Source organism: Aggregatimonas sangjinii (genome assembly GCF_005943945.1).
In the GTDB taxonomy this organism is placed as follows: Bacteria; Bacteroidota; Bacteroidia; order Flavobacteriales; family Flavobacteriaceae; genus Pelagihabitans; species Pelagihabitans sangjinii.
Genome location: NZ_CP040710.1, coordinates 3,052,298 through 3,072,905, shown reverse-complemented (window position 1 = coordinate 3,072,905; position 20,608 = coordinate 3,052,298). Strand labels below are relative to the sequence as shown.

The window sequence follows — 20,608 nt, the reverse complement described above, 5'->3', positions numbered from 1 at the left end:
GCTTTGTTTTTATCCGATTAAAACTGTTGGCGCACCTACAACAATGGTTCCTCCATGTGCCGTGGAATCCCCCATGCGTGCCGCGGGCATTCCCTCGATCATCACCGTGGCCGAGCCTGCCGCAATCGTATCCGGGGGACCGACACAGGTGCACATATCGCCAACCCTCGCTGCAGGCATTCCAGCAATCATTACGGTGGCCGCGCCCATTGACACCGGGCCACCTACATGAGGTACGGTGCCCGTTACCATTGGGCAAACATGAAAATCCCCGATTCGTGCTGCTGGTGCTCCCATATTTTTTAATTTAATTGTAGCATACTTCCCTTTACCGTTGTCGAACCTCCTGAAGAAAGTTCGGCTCCTGCGCTTCCTTCCATTTTAGCCATGGCCCCACCTTTGATTTCGGCATTGGCACCGGTCTCCATTTTGAGGTCTACGGAAGCGTTTACCTTTACATCCTTTATACTTTCTATCGTAATACCATCGCTGTCCATCACCATTGTATTTCCGTTGCTATCTTCCAGCGTGATGCTAGCGTCATCGTCGTTCATAATAAATTTATGTCCCCCGGGGGTCTCGAATGAAATTGACTTTTTCTCGTCATCGAATACCATTTTTAGTTCTTCCCGGGACTGAAAACCTTTTTCGTGATTATCGTTTGCCGCCGCAAAGGGCGCCGTATTCTTACTGCTGTGCACTTTCCCTAGGATGACCCCGAATCGGGGATCAGCATTCAGGAATCCGACGATAACCTCATCGCCGATTTCCGGGCGGGAAACCCAGCCCCTGTTTTCGCCGGCATCCAGGGAACAAAGTCGCATCCAGGCACCCTCATCGCTATCATGGACCATGGGCAGCCGGACCTGTACCCGTTCTTCCCCATCCGGGTCTTCAAGGTTGGTGACTATCCCGATTTGCAAACCTTGGGCGGCAGGTAGTAGGCCGGAGGCCAGCGGCTGTTCCAATTCAAATTTTTCCGCAAAGGCCACGGTAGATTCCCCGAATTGAATAAAAGTCTCCCACTTGCCCTTCTCGATGTGATGCCGTACCCCCGATACCATGACCTTGCCATCAAAGCGTTCCCCAACATTTTGCAGTTCTATCAACTGGCCGGGTGATGGAGAATGAATGCCATCTATCTTTAGTTTGCCCCTTATTTTTGCAAGGCGTTGTTTTTGTAAAATACTGTTCGCCCAAAGTTGTAATTCCGATTCCTGTAAGGCGGTATGCCTGATTTCCAGTTCGCTATTTGCGGTGGTTGCCGCCAACTCGGTAGCGGCTATGTTACCCGCCGCCGGAACTTCCGGATTTGCGCCCTCACTTTGTATCGCCTCCTGTTCGGCCGGACTCCAACTCACCGACTTTAGCGCTTCGAATTGATGCCTGGCATCGATTTCCGCGTCCAATTCCTTAATGGTAGAACCATAGGCCAAGGACAGTACGGGCGCTTGTGAGAAATCGGGCTTTTTAAAAGTGAGTTTTGTACCCTCGGTAGTGGTAATCCAATAGCCATTCTCCTCTGCACGACAGGCCATAAAATCCCAATCGGTACAGTTGAATTGCACCATTTCCTTATGTGTCAGCTCGGTGGCTTCGCTTTCAAGACTTAAGCCATGATCCCGGCAAAGTTGATCCGCAATTTCATCGTCCTTCATTTCATGGAAATAGTTGTTTTTTAGCTTCGTGGTCATTTTAATGGCTTCATGGCGACATTCTACCACTAGCACCGATACATTTTTTCGGACCTTGATACTGTGTTTGATCGTTATGCCCTTGAAAATAGACTCTTCATCGGTTTGGTATCCTGCCTGTATCTCAATGGACTTACCCGGAATAAGTTCCTCGGCATTACTGGAGGGAAATCCCTGTTCGGCCGCAGACCCGTCCTGAAGGAGGATAGTTGCTTTGGTAATGCTGTTAATTTCCTTTTGGACCACGATGCTCATTATCGTGAACTCATCGGATAATTTGTTTCCATCCACTAGTATGGTAAAAGTGGAAACCGATTTCGGCTTGGTACTTGGTATGGTGTTTACTTCGCTCATGCAACAGGTGTATTTTTTTCAATGGGCGGAAAAAAGATTTCCGTTCCGGGCTCCAGGTTTCTAAAAGTCGATAGTTTGTTGGCAAGTGCCACTTGTACATAATAGGCAGAACTTCCATAAATCTTATAGCACAACAAGGGCAAGGTGTCTCCGGATTTTATAAGGCGAAAATGGGTCAGGTCGGGAGAAGAACGTCGTTCCTTTGCCACGCGTTCCCTATCTTCTATGCTTCCCTTAAAACTTGCCTTGCAAATGGCCCTGATCGGGGTGCCGTCTGGATTGAACAACTTGTAGTTGATGTTTAGACCTGTACAGCGCCCTTTGAACAAATGTCCACCCCAAACAATAATAAAGTGCCTTGGCTCATGAATTTCCCCTTCATACTTTATCAGCAGATCTCTTAGTTCGTTGACCTCTTCCTCAACCGAATCCCTAGGATTTCCGTCGATGATGCCCGTACTATCCATCAACAGTTCAAAATCGAATTGTTCGGGATTTGTGACGGTAAATTTCTGCTGGGACCCACTGGTACCCTGGCCTTGGCCATCTTGAAACTCTACCTTATAATCCAAGGTATAGGTTTCGGGATTGAGCATGGCCTTTATCGATTTGACCAAGGAATCTTCGCTGTAGTCGGCACTGGTATACACATGGATCTCTAACTTTTCGACCTCCCCTAACGCCATTATCTTTCGCTTTTATTGTTTATGATCTGCAGTAGCTGTTCTATTACATCCTGTGATAGTTTGTCTGGATCCGTTTTTTTGGCACCTTGCTCCGAAGCCGGTGTACTGCTTCCTTCCCCTCCTTCGGATTTGGGCTGGTTCACCGAAATACTCACCTTTAAATGATTGATGTTGAGCGCCATATTATCCTTTTTTAACGGTAAAATACGTGTAGGCGATCTCGAGCGTTTCCACCATGATTGAATTCTCCGTGGCATTGAGATCGCTGACGCTCCATTTTCTAGGCCAAGCATTGAATACTTGCCAGGTCAAAAGCGGTTCATGATCGCTGTTCAAAAGGCTAATGTTCATATTAGCCGGCTTGAAATCCCTATTGTACAGGGCATCCTTGATCCATTTGATTAGCTCGGAGTCGAGGAGCAACCCCCTCTTTAAATTGAGATCGGAGAACTTGCTTCTCCCAGGGAGTTTATATTCGAACAGGTTTTGGCCACCCTCTTTGATGTTCTCTACCTCCAACTCCATACTTAGGCCCCCCACACTTTGGAAGCGCACATCATTATCGTTCCCGACGCTGATAAACTCTACCTTAAAATGAAAGCCTACTGGTGGATAATACCCCCCAGCGGTATGATGATCAATTGCAGCCACAATCTGTATTTAAAGGGTTTGCCTATTCAACGATCTTTAGGCCTTCGTGGGCCAATTCCAAGGTTTCTACGGCAATCTCATTTCCGTCGGCCTTAAAATCGCTGGCCTGCACTTTGATCGGAAAAGCGTTTTTAATGCCCCAGGTCATCACAGGCTCATGCTCTTCGTTCAATAGACTTATCGTAATGTCCCGTCGCTCTACGGTAGTAAGGTTGATGGTTTTCATCCAATTGTAAAAATCGATATCCCCACTGTAGGTGCCCCGTTTCAAGGTGACGTTACTGAACTTGTGCATTCCCGGCATTTTTATTTTATGGTATTCCGGACTACTTCCCTCCCTGTACTCGATGGGTTCTACCTGAAAATCGAGACCGGTGACCTCTGTGAAACCGATTTTATTGCCGTTCCAATCAACTCTGAAGTGAAATTTTGTTAGCGGATATGTCTCCATGATGCTATTTTTAGTTATAAATTATTGTATTTTTTTGACCGTTATTTGACTACGATTCTGCCAGTTTATGAGAGAATTGAAGGATGATGAACTCCGCAGGGCGTACCACGGCCATTCCGATTTCGACGATCATCCTGCCTTCGAGTATGTCCTGTGCGCTCATTGTTTTGCCCAGACCGACCGCAACGTAGAATGCGTGTTCGGGCTTGGCACCTTGAAGTGCGCCCTGCCGCCATTGAAGGGTCAAAAAATTCTCGATCATCGTCTGCACTTTGATCCAAGTGTTGGCATCGTTTGGCTCGAAGACGAAAGGTTCCGTTGCCTTTTTACAACTTTCCTCGACCATATTAAAGAAGCGCCTCACACTGATGTACCGCCATTCGTTGTCGTTACCGGCCAACGTTCTGGCACCCCATACCAACGGTCCTTTGCCAATAAACGTCCGGATGGCATTGATCGATTTTCCGGCAACGGCATCGACGTTTATATTGGCTTGGTCTTCATGACTGATCACTACCGAAGGTTTGCTCACCGAATTGAGACTTACGTTCGCCGGCGCTTTCCAAACTCCCCTGGTGTTATCGACTTTGGCATAAATACCTGCAATGGCCCCACTTGGCGGCAATGTGTTTATGGTTCGTGTTATATTCTCCTTAATGCTATTCAAGATCGGATGTTGTAAATAGAGCTGATCCTGTACGGCATCCTTGTATCCGTCGGCAGCCGCAGTAACGGCATCGGCAAAGGCGATTAATTTTTCAAATTCACCCAAGACGTCATTGGCAATTTGTTTGGCGATGCTTACGTTGCTGGGCAAATCGGTAGGATCCCCATAGTCCTTTGGCGACATGGTAATATTCGTCATCGCGGGAACACCTAGCCAATCCAGGCTGATCGGATCTCCGCCGTCATCAACATAAAGCGCATGTACCGCAGCGATGCTTGCCAGTCCGGTCATCACCCGTACGTCGGCATTTTTATCGATCTTGATGATCCCGCAGGCTCCACCTCGCCACATGCTGTTGGCCTTTGCATAGGTGTTCACATCATTGTAAATCTGGCTGGCACTGTCCAGATCTTCATACAGATCTTGAAAACCATTAATGGTATTGCGGCAAAAGTTGAATAAGCCGGTAATTCGTTCCCTTGCTTCGGTTGAATCCGCTGCGGCATCGACCGACCTTTTGTATATCAAGAATTTTTCCTTTAAGGAAGGTGCCGCCGTGGCGGCCCCATCGAAGTCGCCATATCTGCCTCCAACGGTTTCATTTGCTTCCTTGATTTCGGTAATGTAGTCGCTTACTACCGTTACTTGGGCCGCAGCCGCATCGTAATCATCGAGCAAAGCCAAATGGTCGCTGTCCGAAGAAAGATCTCTTAAGGTAACGGCTGCTGTGGATATTTCCGTGATTCCGTCCTGAAAATGCGCGATGTCTACCTCACGCGGGTAGGTGGCTACAACATAGGGGGTATACGCCCCACCATATTTGAGGTTGTTGATGCCGATGTTATTCCTAAAATTTTGAATGGCCTCGTCCAGATCTTCCGTAATGTTCTCCTTAAGGTCGAACAAACCTACCCTGTCCTGGAGTTTGGCACACTGTTCCAAGGCCATTTGTTGAAGGCTATAAAAATTGCCGTCATCGGCACCTCCGGTAACGACGTTTACGGCGTCGGGAAATAAGATGATTGTCGGTTCGTCAAACTTTTCGAGTGCCTTGACCCCGGTGCGCAATCCTGGATTCGTACTGTCGTTTTCATCACCATAGACGGGAGCTGTTCCATACAATCCAACAGAAACAATATAACAGTCACCGCCCCCATTGTCGAAGAAAAGGCGAAGGCTGTCGTACAACAGGTACCTTTCCGTATTGGCGATGCTAACACTGTCGACTGCATAATTGTTGTTTTCATCGACCACGATCGATACCGAATCGATGGCATGGTCTCCTCCGTACAGTTCCCTAAACTCCAATAAGGAAGAAATTCGGGTAGGTTTCATTAACAAGGACTCTCCCCGTTCTTCTGCTTTTTCCGTGTACCCTACGAAGGCCGGAATTGCCGTTTCCACTTGGGCAACGGAGGGCGGTAGCTTTGGTATTTCCTCAACATAAACACCGGGTGTTTTAAAAACTGTGGCCATAATGTGTGATTTTAATTGTTTTTATAAATTCAAAAATGTTTCGCTTACGATATACTTGTTGTCGTCATCCGTTATGGATAGGTTCCTATGCCCGGGAACTTTGGTTTTTTTCAAGGTATCCGACCCGTCATAGGTTACCGAAATGGTATCGATCGCTTTTTCGTTCATTCGAACGGGGAGCTGGCTTTGAAAGGTATTACTGCCCAAATTGGTGAAGACGATGTTCCCGTCATCATCGACGATATTCGATACTTTGTTCGTTTTACATCGGTATTTGAGAAGGTATTGGGCCGGGGCAAATCTGATTTTGTAGTGGCGCGTTTCTATTTCCGTATTATCGGGAGGAATGGTAAAGAAGGATCCGTCTTCCGTTAAAAAGCGATACGTATCCGTTGCCGCCAACGCATTGTTGTGGATTTCGATAAGCCCTAAATAGGGCTGCCAATCGTTCGCCAACCTGAAATAGAGGTATTCTTCTTGGGTCGTATTAAGCACGACCTTATAAATACCTTCGCCGAAAGGGATGTTCCCCTCGGTGTAAAAGTGAAGCAAGACCTCGTCGAGCAGCATGGCGGTCGGATTTTCAATTGGCCCGATGACGCTTTGTTTTACCGCAATATCAAAATCGTTGCTAGTTAGATTGTATTTGAAATACTCAACCGTTACTTCAGCGGCGGGAACCTGTAGCCGTACAATTTTTTTCGGGCCGGTAAAGGACAACTCCGTCGCAGGTGAGACATAGCTCACTTTTTCCAGCTGTCTGAACTGCGACCCATTGTTCAGGTTTCCGGTACCAGCATCTATTTTTTGAAGGCATTCATAGGCGGTATCGGAGCCACTCCGTACCAAATCGTTGTACGTATAGGCGAGCGTATTGTCGAACTGGGGTAATTTTTCATTGAGGTAAAGTATATCGTTCACCGATTTATCATTTCCATCAATGATCGAATTGCCATTACTGAAGTATAATTTGACAGCATAAGGGTCCGAAGATCTATAGTTGGTGATGCTGGAAAAATTGAAGTCCGTTACTTCCAAAAAAAATCGCAATGTAAAATCATTGTTCAATTGTAAAAGCGGCGTTGTGTTTTCCAAGTGTTTGACCAGGACGTAAAGTTTGTTTTGAAAAAATTTTACGATCAGGCCTGCCCCCCTCAACACTTTCTCGGTGGCCGATGTCGGTACGATTCGAAAAATCTCGGGAGGGGATACCGAGAAATAGTCATGTTCCAATGCTATCGTAAATAATGGCGTGTATCGCATTGCAATTAGTTTAAGGTGCCTGATAAGACATTCTTTTCCATTTGTATTTCCCTGATAAGGCCGCCACCAACTTGGTTGGCTTCATCAGCTATGACCACCATTCGCATTTTATAGAGAACGGACGGCAAATATTTACCGCCCAAGGTGCTCCACAAGTGGTTTACCTGTTCGAAATTCATAGTATAGAGTTCCAAATGCAATTTCTCGATGCCAGGGTCTAGCGAAGGGAAACTCGCTTGGGTAAAATAATTAGTGCTTTGAAAGCACTGTATGACGTTGGAGATTCTGCTTAAGGCAGTCGTGTAGGTGTTCAGGTTGACGGAGAACAGCACGTAAAGGTTGACCAATATTTTCGGATTGGTCTTCACAACTTGGTCCACATTTCTGTATACCCCATCGGGGTTTTTGGAAATGAGGTCCTCCTCGATATTGACCAGGGTGATGATTACACCGGAAGCATCTTCCGTTTCGCTACCTTCCCCGCTATCAACGATGCGGGCGATGTTTCCTAGTACGGCATATTTCTGTGTTGACGCGCCAAGTAAACCCTGTAAGTATAAATCGGTCTGCTCTTCGATAAAGGACAACGCCTTACTGATCATCACGGATGCGGTTAAATTCAAACTACGTTATGGGGGATGTGTGTTGGGGGAGGAGGGGCGGCAAACGTCTGTTCGCCATTGTACAAGATGCGAACAAAGACGTTTCAAATCAATCCCCATTTTTGGGGATTTATGATAAACACTTCTGTTTCTATATTCCTAATTCTATGTTGACTTTTACCCGTATGGTGATGGGTATCAGGAAATATTTCAATGTGAAGGCATTGAAAACCGTATTAGAGCTCCATAATCTTCGAAGCTTTTTTTATCAATTGTGCGGTATTTTTCACTTTAAATTTTTCTATGAGATGTTTTCTATGCGATATCGCTGTATGATTGCTAATGAATAAGATATCCGCGATCTGTTTAGAGGAATGCCCTTCTGCTACCAATTGAAGTACTTCTTTTTCTCGGGAGGAAATCAATCCTTTCCCATTTTCTTCATCAATGATGTCGCGTTCTCTTTTAATGTGCAGGCAATTTTCCAAGCGCTCTTTTTCAGAGACATCGTAAAAGTAATTTAGGGCCATGGTGGTATGTCCTAATTTGTAAAGGATGATTTCATGCCTAAGGTAAATGAGGTTTTCTCCCCAATCGTAGAGATGGTACCTTAAGGTTATGGGCTTTCGGTCATAAGGTGCGCCAAAGAAATTCCGTATTCTGTTTTTTACGATTGGCGCTTCCTGAGAGCAAATACTTTGATACCAATATTCCCACCCTTGATCGGTTAGCGCATCTATCTTTTTTCCTATGAATGACCGGAACGCCTTATTGAAATATAGAAAGTTTTTTTGATCGAGAAGGCTGATCGCTATCATGAGACCTTTGGAACAATCATCAGAGTCCAAAATATTGAACATCCTTGAAAGATAGGAGTGCCTACCATAGAAAAGCGGTTTGGCTAGACCATTGGTCTCATTTCGTTTCATTGGGGCTGATTGTTGTTCTCTTAAAGATACCAAAGCTTACAATTGGCTAAGTTGAATTTTGTATGGTTAGTAAGTTTTAGTGTACAAATAGTAAATATGCACAGAGCAATATATCGAGCAACTTATCCGCTTTTTGCTGTTGGGAAAACCACACTCAGGATCAGCTGCTGGACATGGGGTAGGTTCGAATCACTTTGACCGCGTAACATCTTCAAAGTCGTTTTCTTTCATCAAGAAGATAGTCTTCACGGAAACGGACGGCTTTTCACAGCCGAGAATGAATATTGAAGTTGAGGGCCTCTGCAAGACATGAGTGTGGTGAATCCACAATCAAACGTTCCATCGGATATTGAATTTTAAGCCTGACTATCATCTTTTGAATTGAGGTTTAGGTAACACGCCTTGCTTTTCGCAAAGAAGGTACTACCTTTATACTTCGACTAATTTTGAAGTGTTCATTGTATACTATAATTGACATAGAAACCACCGGAAACGGGATTAAAGGAAACCGGATTATCGAGATTTCCATCTTTAAATTCGATGGGTATGAGGTAGTTGAGGAGTTTACTTCGCTTGTCGATCCCGAATGTGAAATTCCATATTTTATCACGAGACTCACCGGTATCGATAACGATACCGTTCGCAATGCTCCAAAGCTTAATGAGATCGCACCACAGATACTGGAAATTACAAGCGGTGCCATTTTCGTGGCGCATAGTGTCAATTTCGATTACAATGTAATTAAAAACGAATTCAAGAATATCGGATTGGATTTCGTGCGGAAAAAACTCTGCACGGTTCGCCTTTCAAGAAAGTTACTGCCGGGATACCATTCCTACAGTCTGGGCAAACTTTGTTCGGCCCTCGGGATTCCATTGACCGATAGGCATCGCGCTCGAGGCGATGCGCATGCGACCATGCTACTTTTCAAAAAACTCCTTCGGACCGACGGTGCGGAAAAGGTGTTCAAGCAATTTTTGAATGCCCGTTCCCAAGAGGCCACCTTGCCACCTGGGCTGCCTAAAGAAACTTTTGAACGATTACCCAGTGCTCCGGGAATCTACTATTTTAAGAATACATCCGGTAAGATTATTTATGTGGGCAAGGCGGTCAATATCAGAAAGCGGGTGCTCAGCCATTTTTACGATAAGGCGAACAAGGAAGTGCGACTCTGCCAAGCAACCGCGGATATTGATTTTGAGCTTTCGGGGAGTGAGTTGGTGGCATTATTGATGGAATCCGCCGCCATCAAGCATCATTATCCGGAGTACAATCGGGCCCAAAAACGTGCTGTACAGCAATATGGTATCTTTTCCTATGAGGATAGGAATGGGGTGATGCACCTCGCGTTCAATAAGCTCAAGTTGGTGCCCAGGCCCTTGTATGTCTGTTACAGTCCGACCGAATGCCGCTCCTTTCTGACGGAATTTTGCAAAACATACCGGCTATGCCCCAAGTTTTGCCATTTGCAGGAAACCAATGGCGCCTGCAGTCATTACAGCATTACACAATGCGAAGGTGTTTGTAGGGGTGATGAGCCGGCGAATTTATACAATACTAGGGTGGCCGAGGCAGTATCTGCGATGTCAGTTGATAAAGAGGATATCTGGATAAAAGAGAAAGGAAGGAATTACGAGGAAGAAGCTTTTGTACGGATTAAGGATGGCAGCTATTGTGGTTATGGTTTTGTGACAAAAGATGCCCAACTTAACAACGAGCAAGATATCGAAGCATTTATTATTCCGCAGAAGAACACCTTGGATACCGAACGGATTTTAAGGGCCTATATAAGAAAAAATGAAGCAAGGGTACATTCGATCTCAGAGAAATCAATCGTGTAAGTTCAGTCGTTCAGTTTCCGGTACATCCGGATGACGAAGAGCAGCCACACCGCAAAAACGATGGAGACCAAAATAGAATAAAGCAGTATAAAATCCATTATTTCCTGAACTTCAGATAATTCATAAAACCAAGTATGGTCGGCGCCCAGAATGCTATAAAGATAGCATCCAATTTATCTCCTGTTAGAAAGATATATTCCGAAACGATAATAATCGAAATGACTACTAGGAGCATTACACAATTCATTGCTCCTATACGTTCAATAAAATTTTTTATCATTCTTCGTAGAGTACTTCTTATTAAATATAGGGAATTTAGGTACTAATTCTTCAAAAAATATTAAGATTTTCTTAACGTTTGTAAAATTCGTAACAAAACCTATTAAATATTGATGTAATCACATCAAATTGGTGCTTTTTAAATTTCGTAAGATGAAAATTTTGTCGTCCCTACAAAGTAGACGGACAGACAAAATCAGATGTCTTGGCGCCCATCTTTTTCAATGCCCCAAAACCACCTTCGATATTGATGAGGTTATGAAAACCACGACTCTTCAGAATAGAAGCAGCGATTACCGATCGATACCCTCCCGCACAATGCACAAAAAATTCGCGATCTTTCGGAAATTTGGAAAGATGGTCGTTTAATGTGCTTAAGGGTGTGTGGTGGGCGTCTAACACATGCTCCGAGGCAAACTCCCCTTCCTTTCGTACATCGAATACCGGTGTCGCGGACTCCTTCAATCGCGCCATTGATTTTTCGGCGGAATAGGATTCCAACGTATCGATATCCTTTCCGGCCTTTTCCCAAGCGTCGAATCCGCCATCTAGGTATCCTATGGTTCCGTCAAAACCGACGCGTGATAATCGGGTAATGGCTTCTTCCTCCTTTCCGACCGGCGCAACGAGCAGTATCGGTTGTAAGGTATCGGCGATCAAAGCGCCTACCCAAGGCGCAAAATCCCCATTGAGACCGATAAAAATAGCACGCGGAATGTGACCTTTAACAAATTCGTCCTGATGGCGCACATCTAGTACAACGGCACCCGTTTCATTGGCTGCGGTTTCGAATGCCTCGGGACTTAAAGCCGTAGTGCCACGTTGTAAAACCTCCTTAATGTCTTCGTAACCCTCCTTATTCATTTTCACATTGAGCGGAAAATACTTTGGTGGGGGCAACAGGCCGTCGGTAACTTCTTTAATAAACTCCTCCTTGGTCATGTCGGCGCGAAGGGCATAATTCATTTTTTTCTGGTTCCCCAGGGTATCCACCGTTTCCTTCATCATATTTTTACCACATGCCGAACCAGCGCCGTGGGCAGGATACACAATAACGTCATCGGCCAAAGGCATTATTTTGGTCCGAAGACTATCGAATAACGTCCCTGCTAGGTCCTCTTTGGTCATGTCCGCTGCTTTTTGTGCCAGGTCGGGTCTTCCTACATCTCCTAGGAATAAGGTATCTCCCGAGAAGATCGCATGGTCTTTTCCATCTTCATCGCGTAAAAGGTAAGTGGTACTTTCCATGGTATGTCCTGGAGTGTGCAGTACTTTGATGGTAATGTTTCCGAGTGCGAATTCCTGTCCGTCCTTGGCGATGATCGCTTTAAAGGAGGTATTTGCATTTGGGCCGAAGATAATCGGGGCCCCAGTCTTTTCGGACAAGGTAACATGGCCACTTACGAAATCGGCGTGAAAGTGCGTTTCAAAAATATACTTGATTTTGGCCTGGTCATTTTCGGCTTTTTTGATGTAGGGGTCTACCTCTCGTAGGGGGTCTATGATAGCAACTTCCCCTTCACTTTCAATATAGTACGCGCCTTGTGCAAGGCATCCGGTATAAATCTGTTCTATTTTCATGGTTACAATGCTTGATTCTATTGACGCACAAAAGTACGCTTCTTAAATTTTCTATGATATGACCTTGGTCACACGAGAACTATTTTGATGTGCCACTTTGTCCTGTATTTCGGAGATGGTCTTCGGATCATCATAGTACGCTACGGCCTCTTTCGTCTTTACAAAAAGATATTCCTTTTCCAAGGAATTGATGATACCGCTTTGATAAATCGTATCCCTGGTCGGGCCAATAGCTCCCGCAATATAAAATTGCAGTCCCCGATTGTGAATAGTGTCGATAACCCGGCTCAGGATGTTCGCTCCAGTGGAATCGATATACGTTATCGCTTCCGCATTTAGAATTACCGCCTTCAAGCTTTTCCCTTTTAAATTTATCTGTCGCAGCAATTCATTTTTGAAATAGTCCGAATTCCCAAAATACAATTGCGCATCAAATCGAATGATCAACAAATCATCCCTTAGAACCACTTCATCCCCAAAACGTTTTACATTTTTATAATAGTCGGAATTTCTGATGTTGCCTAACACCGCAAAGTGCGGGTTCGAAGTTTTGTAAACCATCAATAGTAAGGAGAACAGCACCCCAATAAGAATACCTTGCGGCAGCCCAATGAATAAAGTAGCCGCAAGCGTCGCCATCAGCACCACTAGCTCTCCTCTGCTCTGTTGCCAAAGCCCTCTGGGGTAGATGATATTGATCAGGCCGAAAACCGATACCATGATAATACTGGCCAAAACGGCCTTGGGCAAATAATAGAACAGCGGCGTTAAAAAGAGTAGGGTGAGCACGACAAGAACCACACTAAAAATAGACGACAAATGCGTACGGGCGCCAGAGTCGTTGTTAATGGCCGACCTGGAGAAACTTGCGGTGGAGATGTAGGATTGAAAAAAAGAACCGACAATGTTCGATACGCCAAGGGCCACCAATTCCTGATTGGGGTCGATATGGTCGGTGCTATTTTTTTCCTCGATGGCTTTTCCGATAGATATTGTTTCCAGATAGCCTACCAGGGCGAGTGTAATCGCAATAGGCCAAAGTGATTTGATATTGCCCAAATCGATATTGGGGACTTGAAAGGCAGGTAATCCCTCGGGAACCACACCCACGATATGAAGTCCGTGGGCTTCCAAATCGAAGACGTAGGCCGACAGAATACCCAATAAGACCACGATCAATACCCCGGGGATACGCTTGTCCCATTTCCTGAATAGGACAATCAGCACGATGCCGACGACTCCGAGAGTAAAATCGTAATAATTGATATCCCCCAGACTTTGAAAGGCATTGACGACTTGTTGGTGGAAGAATTGACTTTCCTGAACGTCGGTACCCATCAAGTGTTTCAGTTGGCTGAAAATGATGATCAACGCGGCACCGGAAGTAAAGCCGCTAATGACGGGTCTCGAGAGAAAACGTACCAAAAAACCCATACGGCTGATACCCAATAATAGTTGAATCGCCCCGACCAAAAAGGCCAACACTAGGGCCATGGCGATATAGTTTTCGACGCCTGTAATGGCCAAGGTTCCCAAACCGGCGGCGACCAAGAGCGAATCCATGGCCACAGGTCCCATGGCGACTTGTCGCGAGGTGCCCAATACCGCGTAGAGCAGTATGGGAACTATGGACGCATAGAGGCCGTAAACGGGCGGCAACCCGGCAATCATGGCATAGGCCATACCTTGGGGTATCAATACGACGGCGACGGTCAGTCCTGCAACCAAATCTTTTAGGAAGTCCCTTTTTCGGTAACTACCCAACCATCCTAAAAATGGAAAGATTTTCTGCATGGGGCAAAGGTAGCGTAAAATCTAAAATAGGATTGGGGCGGGAAGGAGAACTACTTGTTCTGAGGGTTGCTGCTTGAATGCGACAGACCGTGAGAATGCTTTTTTGGTTTTGGTAATGAGCGCTTTGTCGAAAAGTTTTCACTAAATATGGTTTTTATGTTTAACTTAGATTGCTTTAGTGAATTTCTGTAACCGAATTTGTAGATGGTACGTAGGCAAACACAGTTTTTAGGGTATAGAAACGTGTTTTATCGCGTACTTGAATCTCGTTTAAAATTTGGCAAGGACCCGGAAAGTGGTAAAAAAACAACTCAAGTAAATTGTACTATTAAAGCGCAAGATATCGTTGAGATATCTCCTTGGATAATGGATGGAGGTTTACAAGAAGTGTTTCTGATAACACATTATCTCGATAAACAAGAAAATCAGCTAGGGTATTTCAAGTATTGTTTTTATAATGCGTCAGTTACCGAGTATCGGGAAGAATTTGACAAAAAGTTAATGGAATCACTACTCAAATTTAGTTTTGTCGCCGAATCGGTTACGGCTCTTGATGAAAAAAAGGAGATGGAGCTGAACAACCTTTTAAACTCATTGTAACGTAATTACTTTATATACAATCTAATCTTTAAAATAACCCACAACTATGTCTTTTTTAGCAAAACTTCATGTCGATGGCCAAACATATAATATCCTTCGATGCAACTACGCCTTCGATCAGCCTATGGATGGCACCGGCAAACCTGCGGGAAGACCCCGTGGTGGGCAAATAAGTCTAACCGTAGAGTCAGAAGGTCGTCTTGACCTGCACCATTGGATGAAAGAGCCAGAGCAGACCAAAGACGGTGCTTTGATTTTTTATAAAAGGGATGCAATGTCGCAGTTGCAGAAAGTGGCCTTTACCAAGGCATATTGTGTGCATCTAGAAGAAGAATTTGAAGCAGACGACGCTTTTCCGATGCAAAAGCATATCGTCATATCGGCAAAGACAATCGTTATAGGCGATATGACATTTGAGAATAGTTGGGGAGAGTAACACTGGTAGCAATGGATGTAGCAACGATAAATAGTCGGAAACAAAGTTTAAAAAAAGCAATTGGCAAATCGCTAAAAGGGCTTCGTGTTGGAAAAAACGGAAAACTTTCCTCAAGTGACAAGCGAAAAATTAAAAGTACGGTTGCCAATGCTTATCAACGTTATCTATTAAACGAGCTTACTACACCATCAACAAAAACCTATGATTGGTGGTTTACAGTTGACGGAAAACACGTTGATGGTATCTCTCATCAGAGAAACATGCTTGGAAGGAATAGATATTTTATAATTGATCAAGAGGGCTCTGCTACACCTATTAATAATGGATTTTCTCATGCCTCTTCTGTGGGTTCTCAGCGTGTTCGAGAACTAGAAATATACGACCCTGAGATAAGTAAGATTATTTCCAGTTCGAAGGCGCTCTTCGCAAGTATGCTAAGGATTACGGTGAGTGAAAAAGAGGATAGAAAAATATCGGCGGCTTATGATACCGTTGATGAGAAAATGATTTTCACCGTAACCCTCGCCGCTCCAGTTATGATAATCGGGGCTGCTGAAGCGTTGCCAGTATTGTTGGCCTTTGGGGAGAGTACGGCCTTACCGAGTTTGGGGAAGGCTTTTGCTCTTAACTCCGGGCGCACAGCATTCGCAAACGGTGCAACTGAGTTTGGAGAGCAATACTTCAACCAAGTTATTTTAGACCATGATATGAATCCTTTAAATGTTGATTGGGCCGATATAACCAATAGTGCAGTTTTTAGCAAGCCCGGTGCGATGTTTTTAAATTCAACTATTGATTATTCTCTAAAAGATGGGTTTGAAATTAATTCTTTGGAGGAGGCCTCTAAAAATATGTTCAACAGAAAGACGAAATCTTATCTCGGAGGTAAATTTAATAAATCCTTTTCTGGGCCAATTGGCGAACTTTCAAAGCCTATGAGTGTTTTTCTGGACAAATCAATGAATATGGTTTTTAGAATAGGGATAAATAAGGTCGCAAAATCTGAAGATTATGGGTCTAGAAAGGAGGAATGAAAATATTCTTATCCTGACAGGAGGTTTGCTCTTCCTGTTTTTGCTTTATATATTTTCAAAATATTACCAGTCAGAAATTACTGACAATAGTACGTATACGATTGCAAAGGTCACAGGATATTCTAGGGCTCTCAGCTCTTCACCTGAAATATATTTCACTTATTTTGTTGATGGCCAAAAAATCAGAGTACCCAATAAATTTGAAGGGGATTATTCAATAGTCAAGGATAAATTTTTTCGAGTTAGGTATGCTGCTGATAATCCAACTTGGGGAGAAATACAGCTTGATTATCCAGTAACGGATTCAGCTCAAATAAAGTCGGCGGGTCTTTGGTTTACTAAACCGAAACGTAATCAATTCAAGGATTGATAAAATTTATCTTACAAGAATAGTTAAATTTGGAATGAAAGGATTTGGATTCCGGATTTATTCAGACGGCCTTGAACTAACAAATTTTTATGAAGATAAAATCAGCAATTAGCCTTGTAATAGTTTCGTTATCTTTTTTAAATTGCAATTCCGAACGTCAAAAAGATGGCATCAAACAACTTTCTCTCAAGTACTGCGTAACACTGGAACAAGTTGACCTCACAGAATCAAAAGATGAGATTTTATCAAAAATGATGTCGGGAGCGATCGATGTGGGTGAGAACAATAAAGAACTTATATTGGCGGTAAGACAAGAGATTGCGAAGCGAATCAAGAGTACCGATAAAAAGAATATAGCTCTTACATTCGCAAGTGATTTTGTACTGAAACTGTTAGAAACCTGTCCAGCCTACTCTAAACTAGTGCGCAAGCAACTACCTGAAGCCAATAAGAAAAACAAGACGATTACCTACATGTCCGAAAGGATAAAAAGTTTTATAACTGATTGGGATGGTTTGGGATTTTTGGAGGTATACAATAGAGCAACAGACTCTATTGTAAGTAACTACAATTATGCACCCCACGCCAGAGACGATTATGGTATTATAGATTGGGATTATTTCGAACCGTATAACGACATTCATGTTGAGCTGCTTCATACGTCGGATGCTTATTTTAAGGGTTATTTAATCAATGAGCAATTAAGGGCGATGGGGGCCGATGTCAAAAATTTCCCTAAAGAGGTTCCCATGAAGTTTAATTTCAGCGGATTTGACAATGAGATACCAATGAGTTCCGACCACTATTGATATAGCAGCTGTATCAGAGGAAGACGAGCACGATCATTAATAACACAATCCGATTTAATCACCTTTGGTCAGCACCGCCTTGCACCTTTTAAAGAGCGCATAAAATCTTTTACTTCTGAATTGGACTTCGAGGTTGAGTATGTTGCGCCATCAGAGCAGGAAGAAAGAGAACGCGTTATGGAAGAGCGGCAAATTAAAATAGATAACCTTGAAGTACGTAAGCAAAAAACCATATTTTCAAAACTATGATGGAATGGTTGAAAAGGGTCAGGGCTCCTAAGTTCTATCGCTACTGGTTTTACCAGCAATATATGTTTACCAAAGCATTGGGAGAGGATGACCCTAAGGATGCTTCAATGACTACCTCAGCTCTAACAATGCTGTTTCATTTTTCCTTAATCCTATACGCGACGACCATTTTAATAAATAGAGATATAAATGATATCATCTTTGATAATATAGGTCTTATCAAGATAATACTGTGTGGCTCGGTATTTTTAGGAATAAGTTATTTATTCTTTAGTATAGATGATAAATGTGAAAAAATCATAAATGAATTTGCAAACGAATCTACCACTCAAAAAAAATGGAGATTGTTGTATGTGCCATTTTATTTATTTATGAGTACTTTGGGGGTATTAGGTGTTCTGATTTGGATTACAAAATAGTCTCATGAATAAACTAAATTGAATATTTAGTAAATATTTTTCGCTTCATTGACTATTGAGTTCTAATTTTAGTGCAAAACCAGATAAATTAAGGTAAACCCCTAGCGCTCGTCTGTGACGAGTGAGGGATACAGCCGAAATAAAGGCTGCTGGTTTCACGGATTTCGATAAGTGGATAAGATAAATGGAACCGCTTCAAATAAATTTTTAAAATTTCAAAATGATAAAGATTAGATTATTTTTATTGTTGTTGATACTCTTAGTGTTCTGTTCATGTGAGGAGAACGCAAAATCCGAAATTATTGGAATCTGGGACTACTCTAGGCCAATAAAAGAGCAACTTAAGATTGAATTTGATGACGATACGGAAAACCAATTGAAATATAGTAAGGCGAGTAAAATTTGGACAAAGTATGAGGACGAAGGATTTGAACACTTCTATTTAGAGTTCGAGGAACAAGGGAAACTTGTCGAGTATAAAGCAGGCATGGCGTTCAAATTTGATTATAAGATTTCCAATGATACCATTTTCAAAGATAATGAACCTTTTTATAGAATCGTTCAGCTTACTAGAGATAGCTTGACGTTAAAGTATTTATACAGTGATAAACCAACTATTTACAGCAAGGTGGAGATAGACTTATCTAGTCATGAGCTGATGAATTAAATAAAGCTGAATTTTAACCTTGTATTGTTATATCGGTTCAAATTCACTCATTCAATTAATTGGATAGTAAGAAGAGATTTTGACCATTTATTATATTTAGGATATCATAATAGTATTGTGAATTGTCTCAAGAGAATAATAAGCAATCTTACGATAAAAGAGGGCAAGTTTAAAGACACTTTATGAGATAGTGCTTAGTGAAGCGACGCACTTGTTACTGATTTCACCCCAACCCATTCACCACCTTCCGCAATGCCACCAAATTCCCCAACAATTTCTCCAAATGATCTAAATGCAGCATATTGGCTCCATCACTTTTGGCGATCGAGGGGTCGAAATGGGTTTCCATAAAGAGTCCGTCTACGCCGGTGGCGATTCCAGCTCGGGCAATGGTTTCGATCATATCGGGCCGTCCACCGGTAACCCCTGAAGATTGGTTCGGTTGCTGTAGGCTATGTGTGACATCGAGCACTACTGGGGCGTAGGCCTTCATGGTCGGGATTCCGCGAAAATCGACTACCATATCCTGATAGCCGAACATGGTACCTCGGTCGGTAATCATCACCTGCTGGTTCCCGGAATCGGTTACCTTGGTTACAGCATGCTTCATACTTTCAGGCGACATAAACTGGCCTTTCTTAAGATTTACCACTTTCCCCGTTTCGGCGGCCGCGACCACTAAATCGGTCTGGCGTACTAAAAAGGCCGGAATTTGTAAGACATCAACATACTCTGCGGCCATTTCGGCATCGGAATTCTGATGAATATCCGTCACTGTAGGTACCTCAAAGGTCTCCGAAACTTTTCGCAGAATTTTGAGCGCTTTTTCATCCCCGATACCGGTAAAGGAATCGACACGGCTGCGGTTCGCTTTTTTAAAACTTCCCTTAAAGACATACGGTATCTTCAGTTTATCGGTAACCGTAACGATACGTTCCGCAATACGCAATGCCATTTCTTCGCCCTCAATGGCACAGGGCCCGGAGAGGAGGAAAAAATTATCGCTGTTACTATGTTTCAATTGGGGAATACGCGCTAAATCCATTTCTTAAAGTTTACACAAAGATAGTGTTTCGCTGTGGTTTCCTTTTTAGATTTATGGGGTAGGTTTCTCCGAGATTGGGAATCCGCAAACCGAACAACGATACCAATACCGTACAAGACATGTCGAAAAACATCCTCCTGCTCTTCCTTTTGTCCTTTTCCATTTACTTACATGGCCAAATCCGTAAAATTTCGGAGCAGGGCAACGGACTCATCAATTTGGAACGGCATCAGGTGAAACTGAATATGTTCGGTCCTGGGGTAAGCTATGAATTAGGACTTTTTCGAAACGTAAGCGTATCCACCAGTTTGGGCCCCGCCATTGCCACATACTCCGAGGGATACACCTTTGGTTTTGCATGGCATACCAGGCTTCGGTATTATCATAATTTTAAACGGAGGTTGGATATGCGAAAAAACGTCACCGGCAATTCCGGGGATTACCTTTCCGCTGCCCGAAGCGTGTTCTGGGCCCCGTTACAGCTTTCCAACAATTTGGATGCTCCCAGCGATTTTGCATTGGCTTTTTATGGTGGGGTGTACGGCATTCAACGTACGTATCCCAAAGGGTTCAATTTTACGGCGGAATTGGGGCTCGGCTACTACCGGGGCGATGGGGTTCTTGACGGATATGGCCCCTTGTTCAATTTTACCTTCGGCTGGGTGGCGACGAAGCGAAGGAACAGAAAGCCAGTAATCAAATATTAGGAAG

Annotated in this window: 22 protein-coding genes; 9 read left to right on the top strand and 13 right to left on the bottom strand. The window is 43.6% G+C overall.

Translation table 11 applies throughout. The annotated features are described in order from the left end of the window. Positions 1–9: 9 nt before the first annotated feature. The 10 genes from FGM00_RS12885 to FGM00_RS12840 all read right to left on the bottom strand — a co-directional run bounded on the left by FGM00_RS12885 (position 10) and on the right by FGM00_RS12840 (position 8,773). Entirely contained in the window at positions 10–297 is a 288-nt protein-coding gene (locus FGM00_RS12885; protein WP_138853305.1) for a PAAR domain-containing protein, read from the bottom strand. Between the two features lie 5 nt (positions 298–302). Continuing rightward, positions 303–2,048, bottom strand: coding sequence for a type VI secretion system tip protein VgrG (vgrG, locus tag FGM00_RS12880; RefSeq protein ID WP_138853304.1), 1,746 nt, complete (start codon positions 2,046–2,048; stop codon positions 303–305). Then, positions 2,045–2,734 (bottom strand): CIS tube protein, encoded by a 690-nt coding sequence (locus FGM00_RS12875; RefSeq protein ID WP_138853303.1) that lies wholly within the window; start codon positions 2,732–2,734, stop codon positions 2,045–2,047. The genes vgrG and FGM00_RS12875 overlap by 4 nt, the downstream gene beginning before the upstream one ends. Further along, complete coding sequence (locus tag FGM00_RS12870; RefSeq protein WP_138853302.1) at positions 2,734–2,916, bottom strand: DUF5908 family protein; 183 nt, start codon at positions 2,914–2,916, stop codon at positions 2,734–2,736. Before FGM00_RS12870 ends, FGM00_RS12875 begins: the two co-directional genes overlap by 1 nt. Position 2,917: 1 nt before the next feature. Continuing rightward, a complete protein-coding gene (locus FGM00_RS12865) occupies positions 2,918–3,385 on the bottom strand; it encodes a phage tail protein (protein WP_236262777.1) in 468 nt (155 codons plus the stop codon). 22 nt (positions 3,386–3,407) lie between these two features. Next, entirely contained in the window at positions 3,408–3,836 is a 429-nt protein-coding gene (locus FGM00_RS12860) for a phage tail protein (protein ID WP_138853301.1), read from the bottom strand. A gap of 49 nt (positions 3,837–3,885) precedes the next feature. After that, positions 3,886–5,979, bottom strand: coding sequence for a phage tail sheath family protein (locus FGM00_RS12855; RefSeq protein WP_138853300.1), 2,094 nt, complete (start codon positions 5,977–5,979; stop codon positions 3,886–3,888). A 21-nt stretch (positions 5,980–6,000) separates the two neighbouring features. Beyond that, positions 6,001–7,242 carry a hypothetical protein gene (locus FGM00_RS12850; protein ID WP_138853299.1) on the bottom strand — a complete coding sequence of 414 codons (1,242 nt, stop codon included), beginning with the start codon at positions 7,240–7,242 and terminating at the stop codon, positions 6,001–6,003. Positions 7,243–7,247: 5 nt separating this feature from the next. Further along, on the bottom strand, positions 7,248–7,844 hold the full coding sequence (locus FGM00_RS12845) for a Pvc16 family protein (RefSeq protein ID WP_138853298.1): 597 nt from the start codon (positions 7,842–7,844) through the stop codon (positions 7,248–7,250). A gap of 236 nt (positions 7,845–8,080) precedes the next feature. After that, positions 8,081–8,773 carry a response regulator transcription factor gene (locus FGM00_RS12840; RefSeq protein WP_138853297.1) on the bottom strand — a complete coding sequence of 231 codons (693 nt, stop codon included), beginning with the start codon at positions 8,771–8,773 and terminating at the stop codon, positions 8,081–8,083. Positions 8,774–9,231: 458 nt separating this feature from the next. Here FGM00_RS12840 and FGM00_RS12835 point away from each other — a divergent pair, with 458 nt between their 5' ends. Beyond that, positions 9,232–10,614, top strand: coding sequence for an exonuclease domain-containing protein (locus FGM00_RS12835; protein ID WP_138853296.1), 1,383 nt, complete (start codon positions 9,232–9,234; stop codon positions 10,612–10,614). Between the two features lie 450 nt (positions 10,615–11,064). Here the strand turns inward: FGM00_RS12835 and FGM00_RS12825 are convergent, their stop codons facing one another. Next, positions 11,065–12,474, bottom strand: coding sequence for an MBL fold metallo-hydrolase (locus tag FGM00_RS12825; RefSeq protein WP_138853294.1), 1,410 nt, complete (start codon positions 12,472–12,474; stop codon positions 11,065–11,067). A 51-nt stretch (positions 12,475–12,525) separates the two neighbouring features. Beyond that, positions 12,526–14,268, bottom strand: coding sequence for a SulP family inorganic anion transporter (locus tag FGM00_RS12820; RefSeq protein ID WP_138853293.1), 1,743 nt, complete (start codon positions 14,266–14,268; stop codon positions 12,526–12,528). Between the two features lie 204 nt (positions 14,269–14,472). Here FGM00_RS12820 and FGM00_RS12815 point away from each other — a divergent pair, with 204 nt between their 5' ends. From FGM00_RS12815 to FGM00_RS12785, 7 genes are all read left to right on the top strand, one after another. Beyond that, a complete protein-coding gene (locus FGM00_RS12815) occupies positions 14,473–14,868 on the top strand; it encodes a hypothetical protein (protein WP_138853292.1) in 396 nt (131 codons plus the stop codon). Positions 14,869–14,914: 46 nt separating this feature from the next. Continuing rightward, complete coding sequence (tssD, locus tag FGM00_RS12810) at positions 14,915–15,304, top strand: type VI secretion system tube protein TssD (protein ID WP_138853291.1); 390 nt, start codon at positions 14,915–14,917, stop codon at positions 15,302–15,304. 11 nt (positions 15,305–15,315) lie between these two features. Then, on the top strand, positions 15,316–16,338 hold the full coding sequence (locus tag FGM00_RS12805) for a hypothetical protein (RefSeq protein WP_138853290.1): 1,023 nt from the start codon (positions 15,316–15,318) through the stop codon (positions 16,336–16,338). Next, entirely contained in the window at positions 16,316–16,708 is a 393-nt protein-coding gene (locus FGM00_RS12800; RefSeq protein ID WP_138853289.1) for a hypothetical protein, read from the top strand. Before FGM00_RS12805 ends, FGM00_RS12800 begins: the two co-directional genes overlap by 23 nt. A gap of 89 nt (positions 16,709–16,797) precedes the next feature. Beyond that, positions 16,798–17,517 carry a hypothetical protein gene (locus tag FGM00_RS12795; protein WP_138853288.1) on the top strand — a complete coding sequence of 240 codons (720 nt, stop codon included), beginning with the start codon at positions 16,798–16,800 and terminating at the stop codon, positions 17,515–17,517. A gap of 245 nt (positions 17,518–17,762) precedes the next feature. Beyond that, positions 17,763–18,185 carry a hypothetical protein gene (locus FGM00_RS12790; RefSeq protein WP_138853287.1) on the top strand — a complete coding sequence of 141 codons (423 nt, stop codon included), beginning with the start codon at positions 17,763–17,765 and terminating at the stop codon, positions 18,183–18,185. Positions 18,186–18,405: 220 nt separating this feature from the next. Next, positions 18,406–18,852 carry a hypothetical protein gene (locus FGM00_RS12785; protein WP_138853286.1) on the top strand — a complete coding sequence of 149 codons (447 nt, stop codon included), beginning with the start codon at positions 18,406–18,408 and terminating at the stop codon, positions 18,850–18,852. 223 nt (positions 18,853–19,075) lie between these two features. Here FGM00_RS12785 and kdsA read toward each other — a convergent pair whose 3' ends face one another. Further along, the gene (gene kdsA / locus FGM00_RS12780; protein ID WP_138853285.1) at positions 19,076–19,897 is read right to left on the bottom strand and encodes a 3-deoxy-8-phosphooctulonate synthase; all 822 of its coding nucleotides are present in this window, start codon (positions 19,895–19,897) and stop codon (positions 19,076–19,078) included. A gap of 119 nt (positions 19,898–20,016) precedes the next feature. On the opposite strand from kdsA, the gene FGM00_RS12775 reads away from it, so the two are divergent. Further along, a complete protein-coding gene (locus FGM00_RS12775; protein ID WP_138854704.1) occupies positions 20,017–20,604 on the top strand; it encodes a hypothetical protein in 588 nt (195 codons plus the stop codon). Positions 20,605–20,608: the final 4 nt, after the last annotated feature.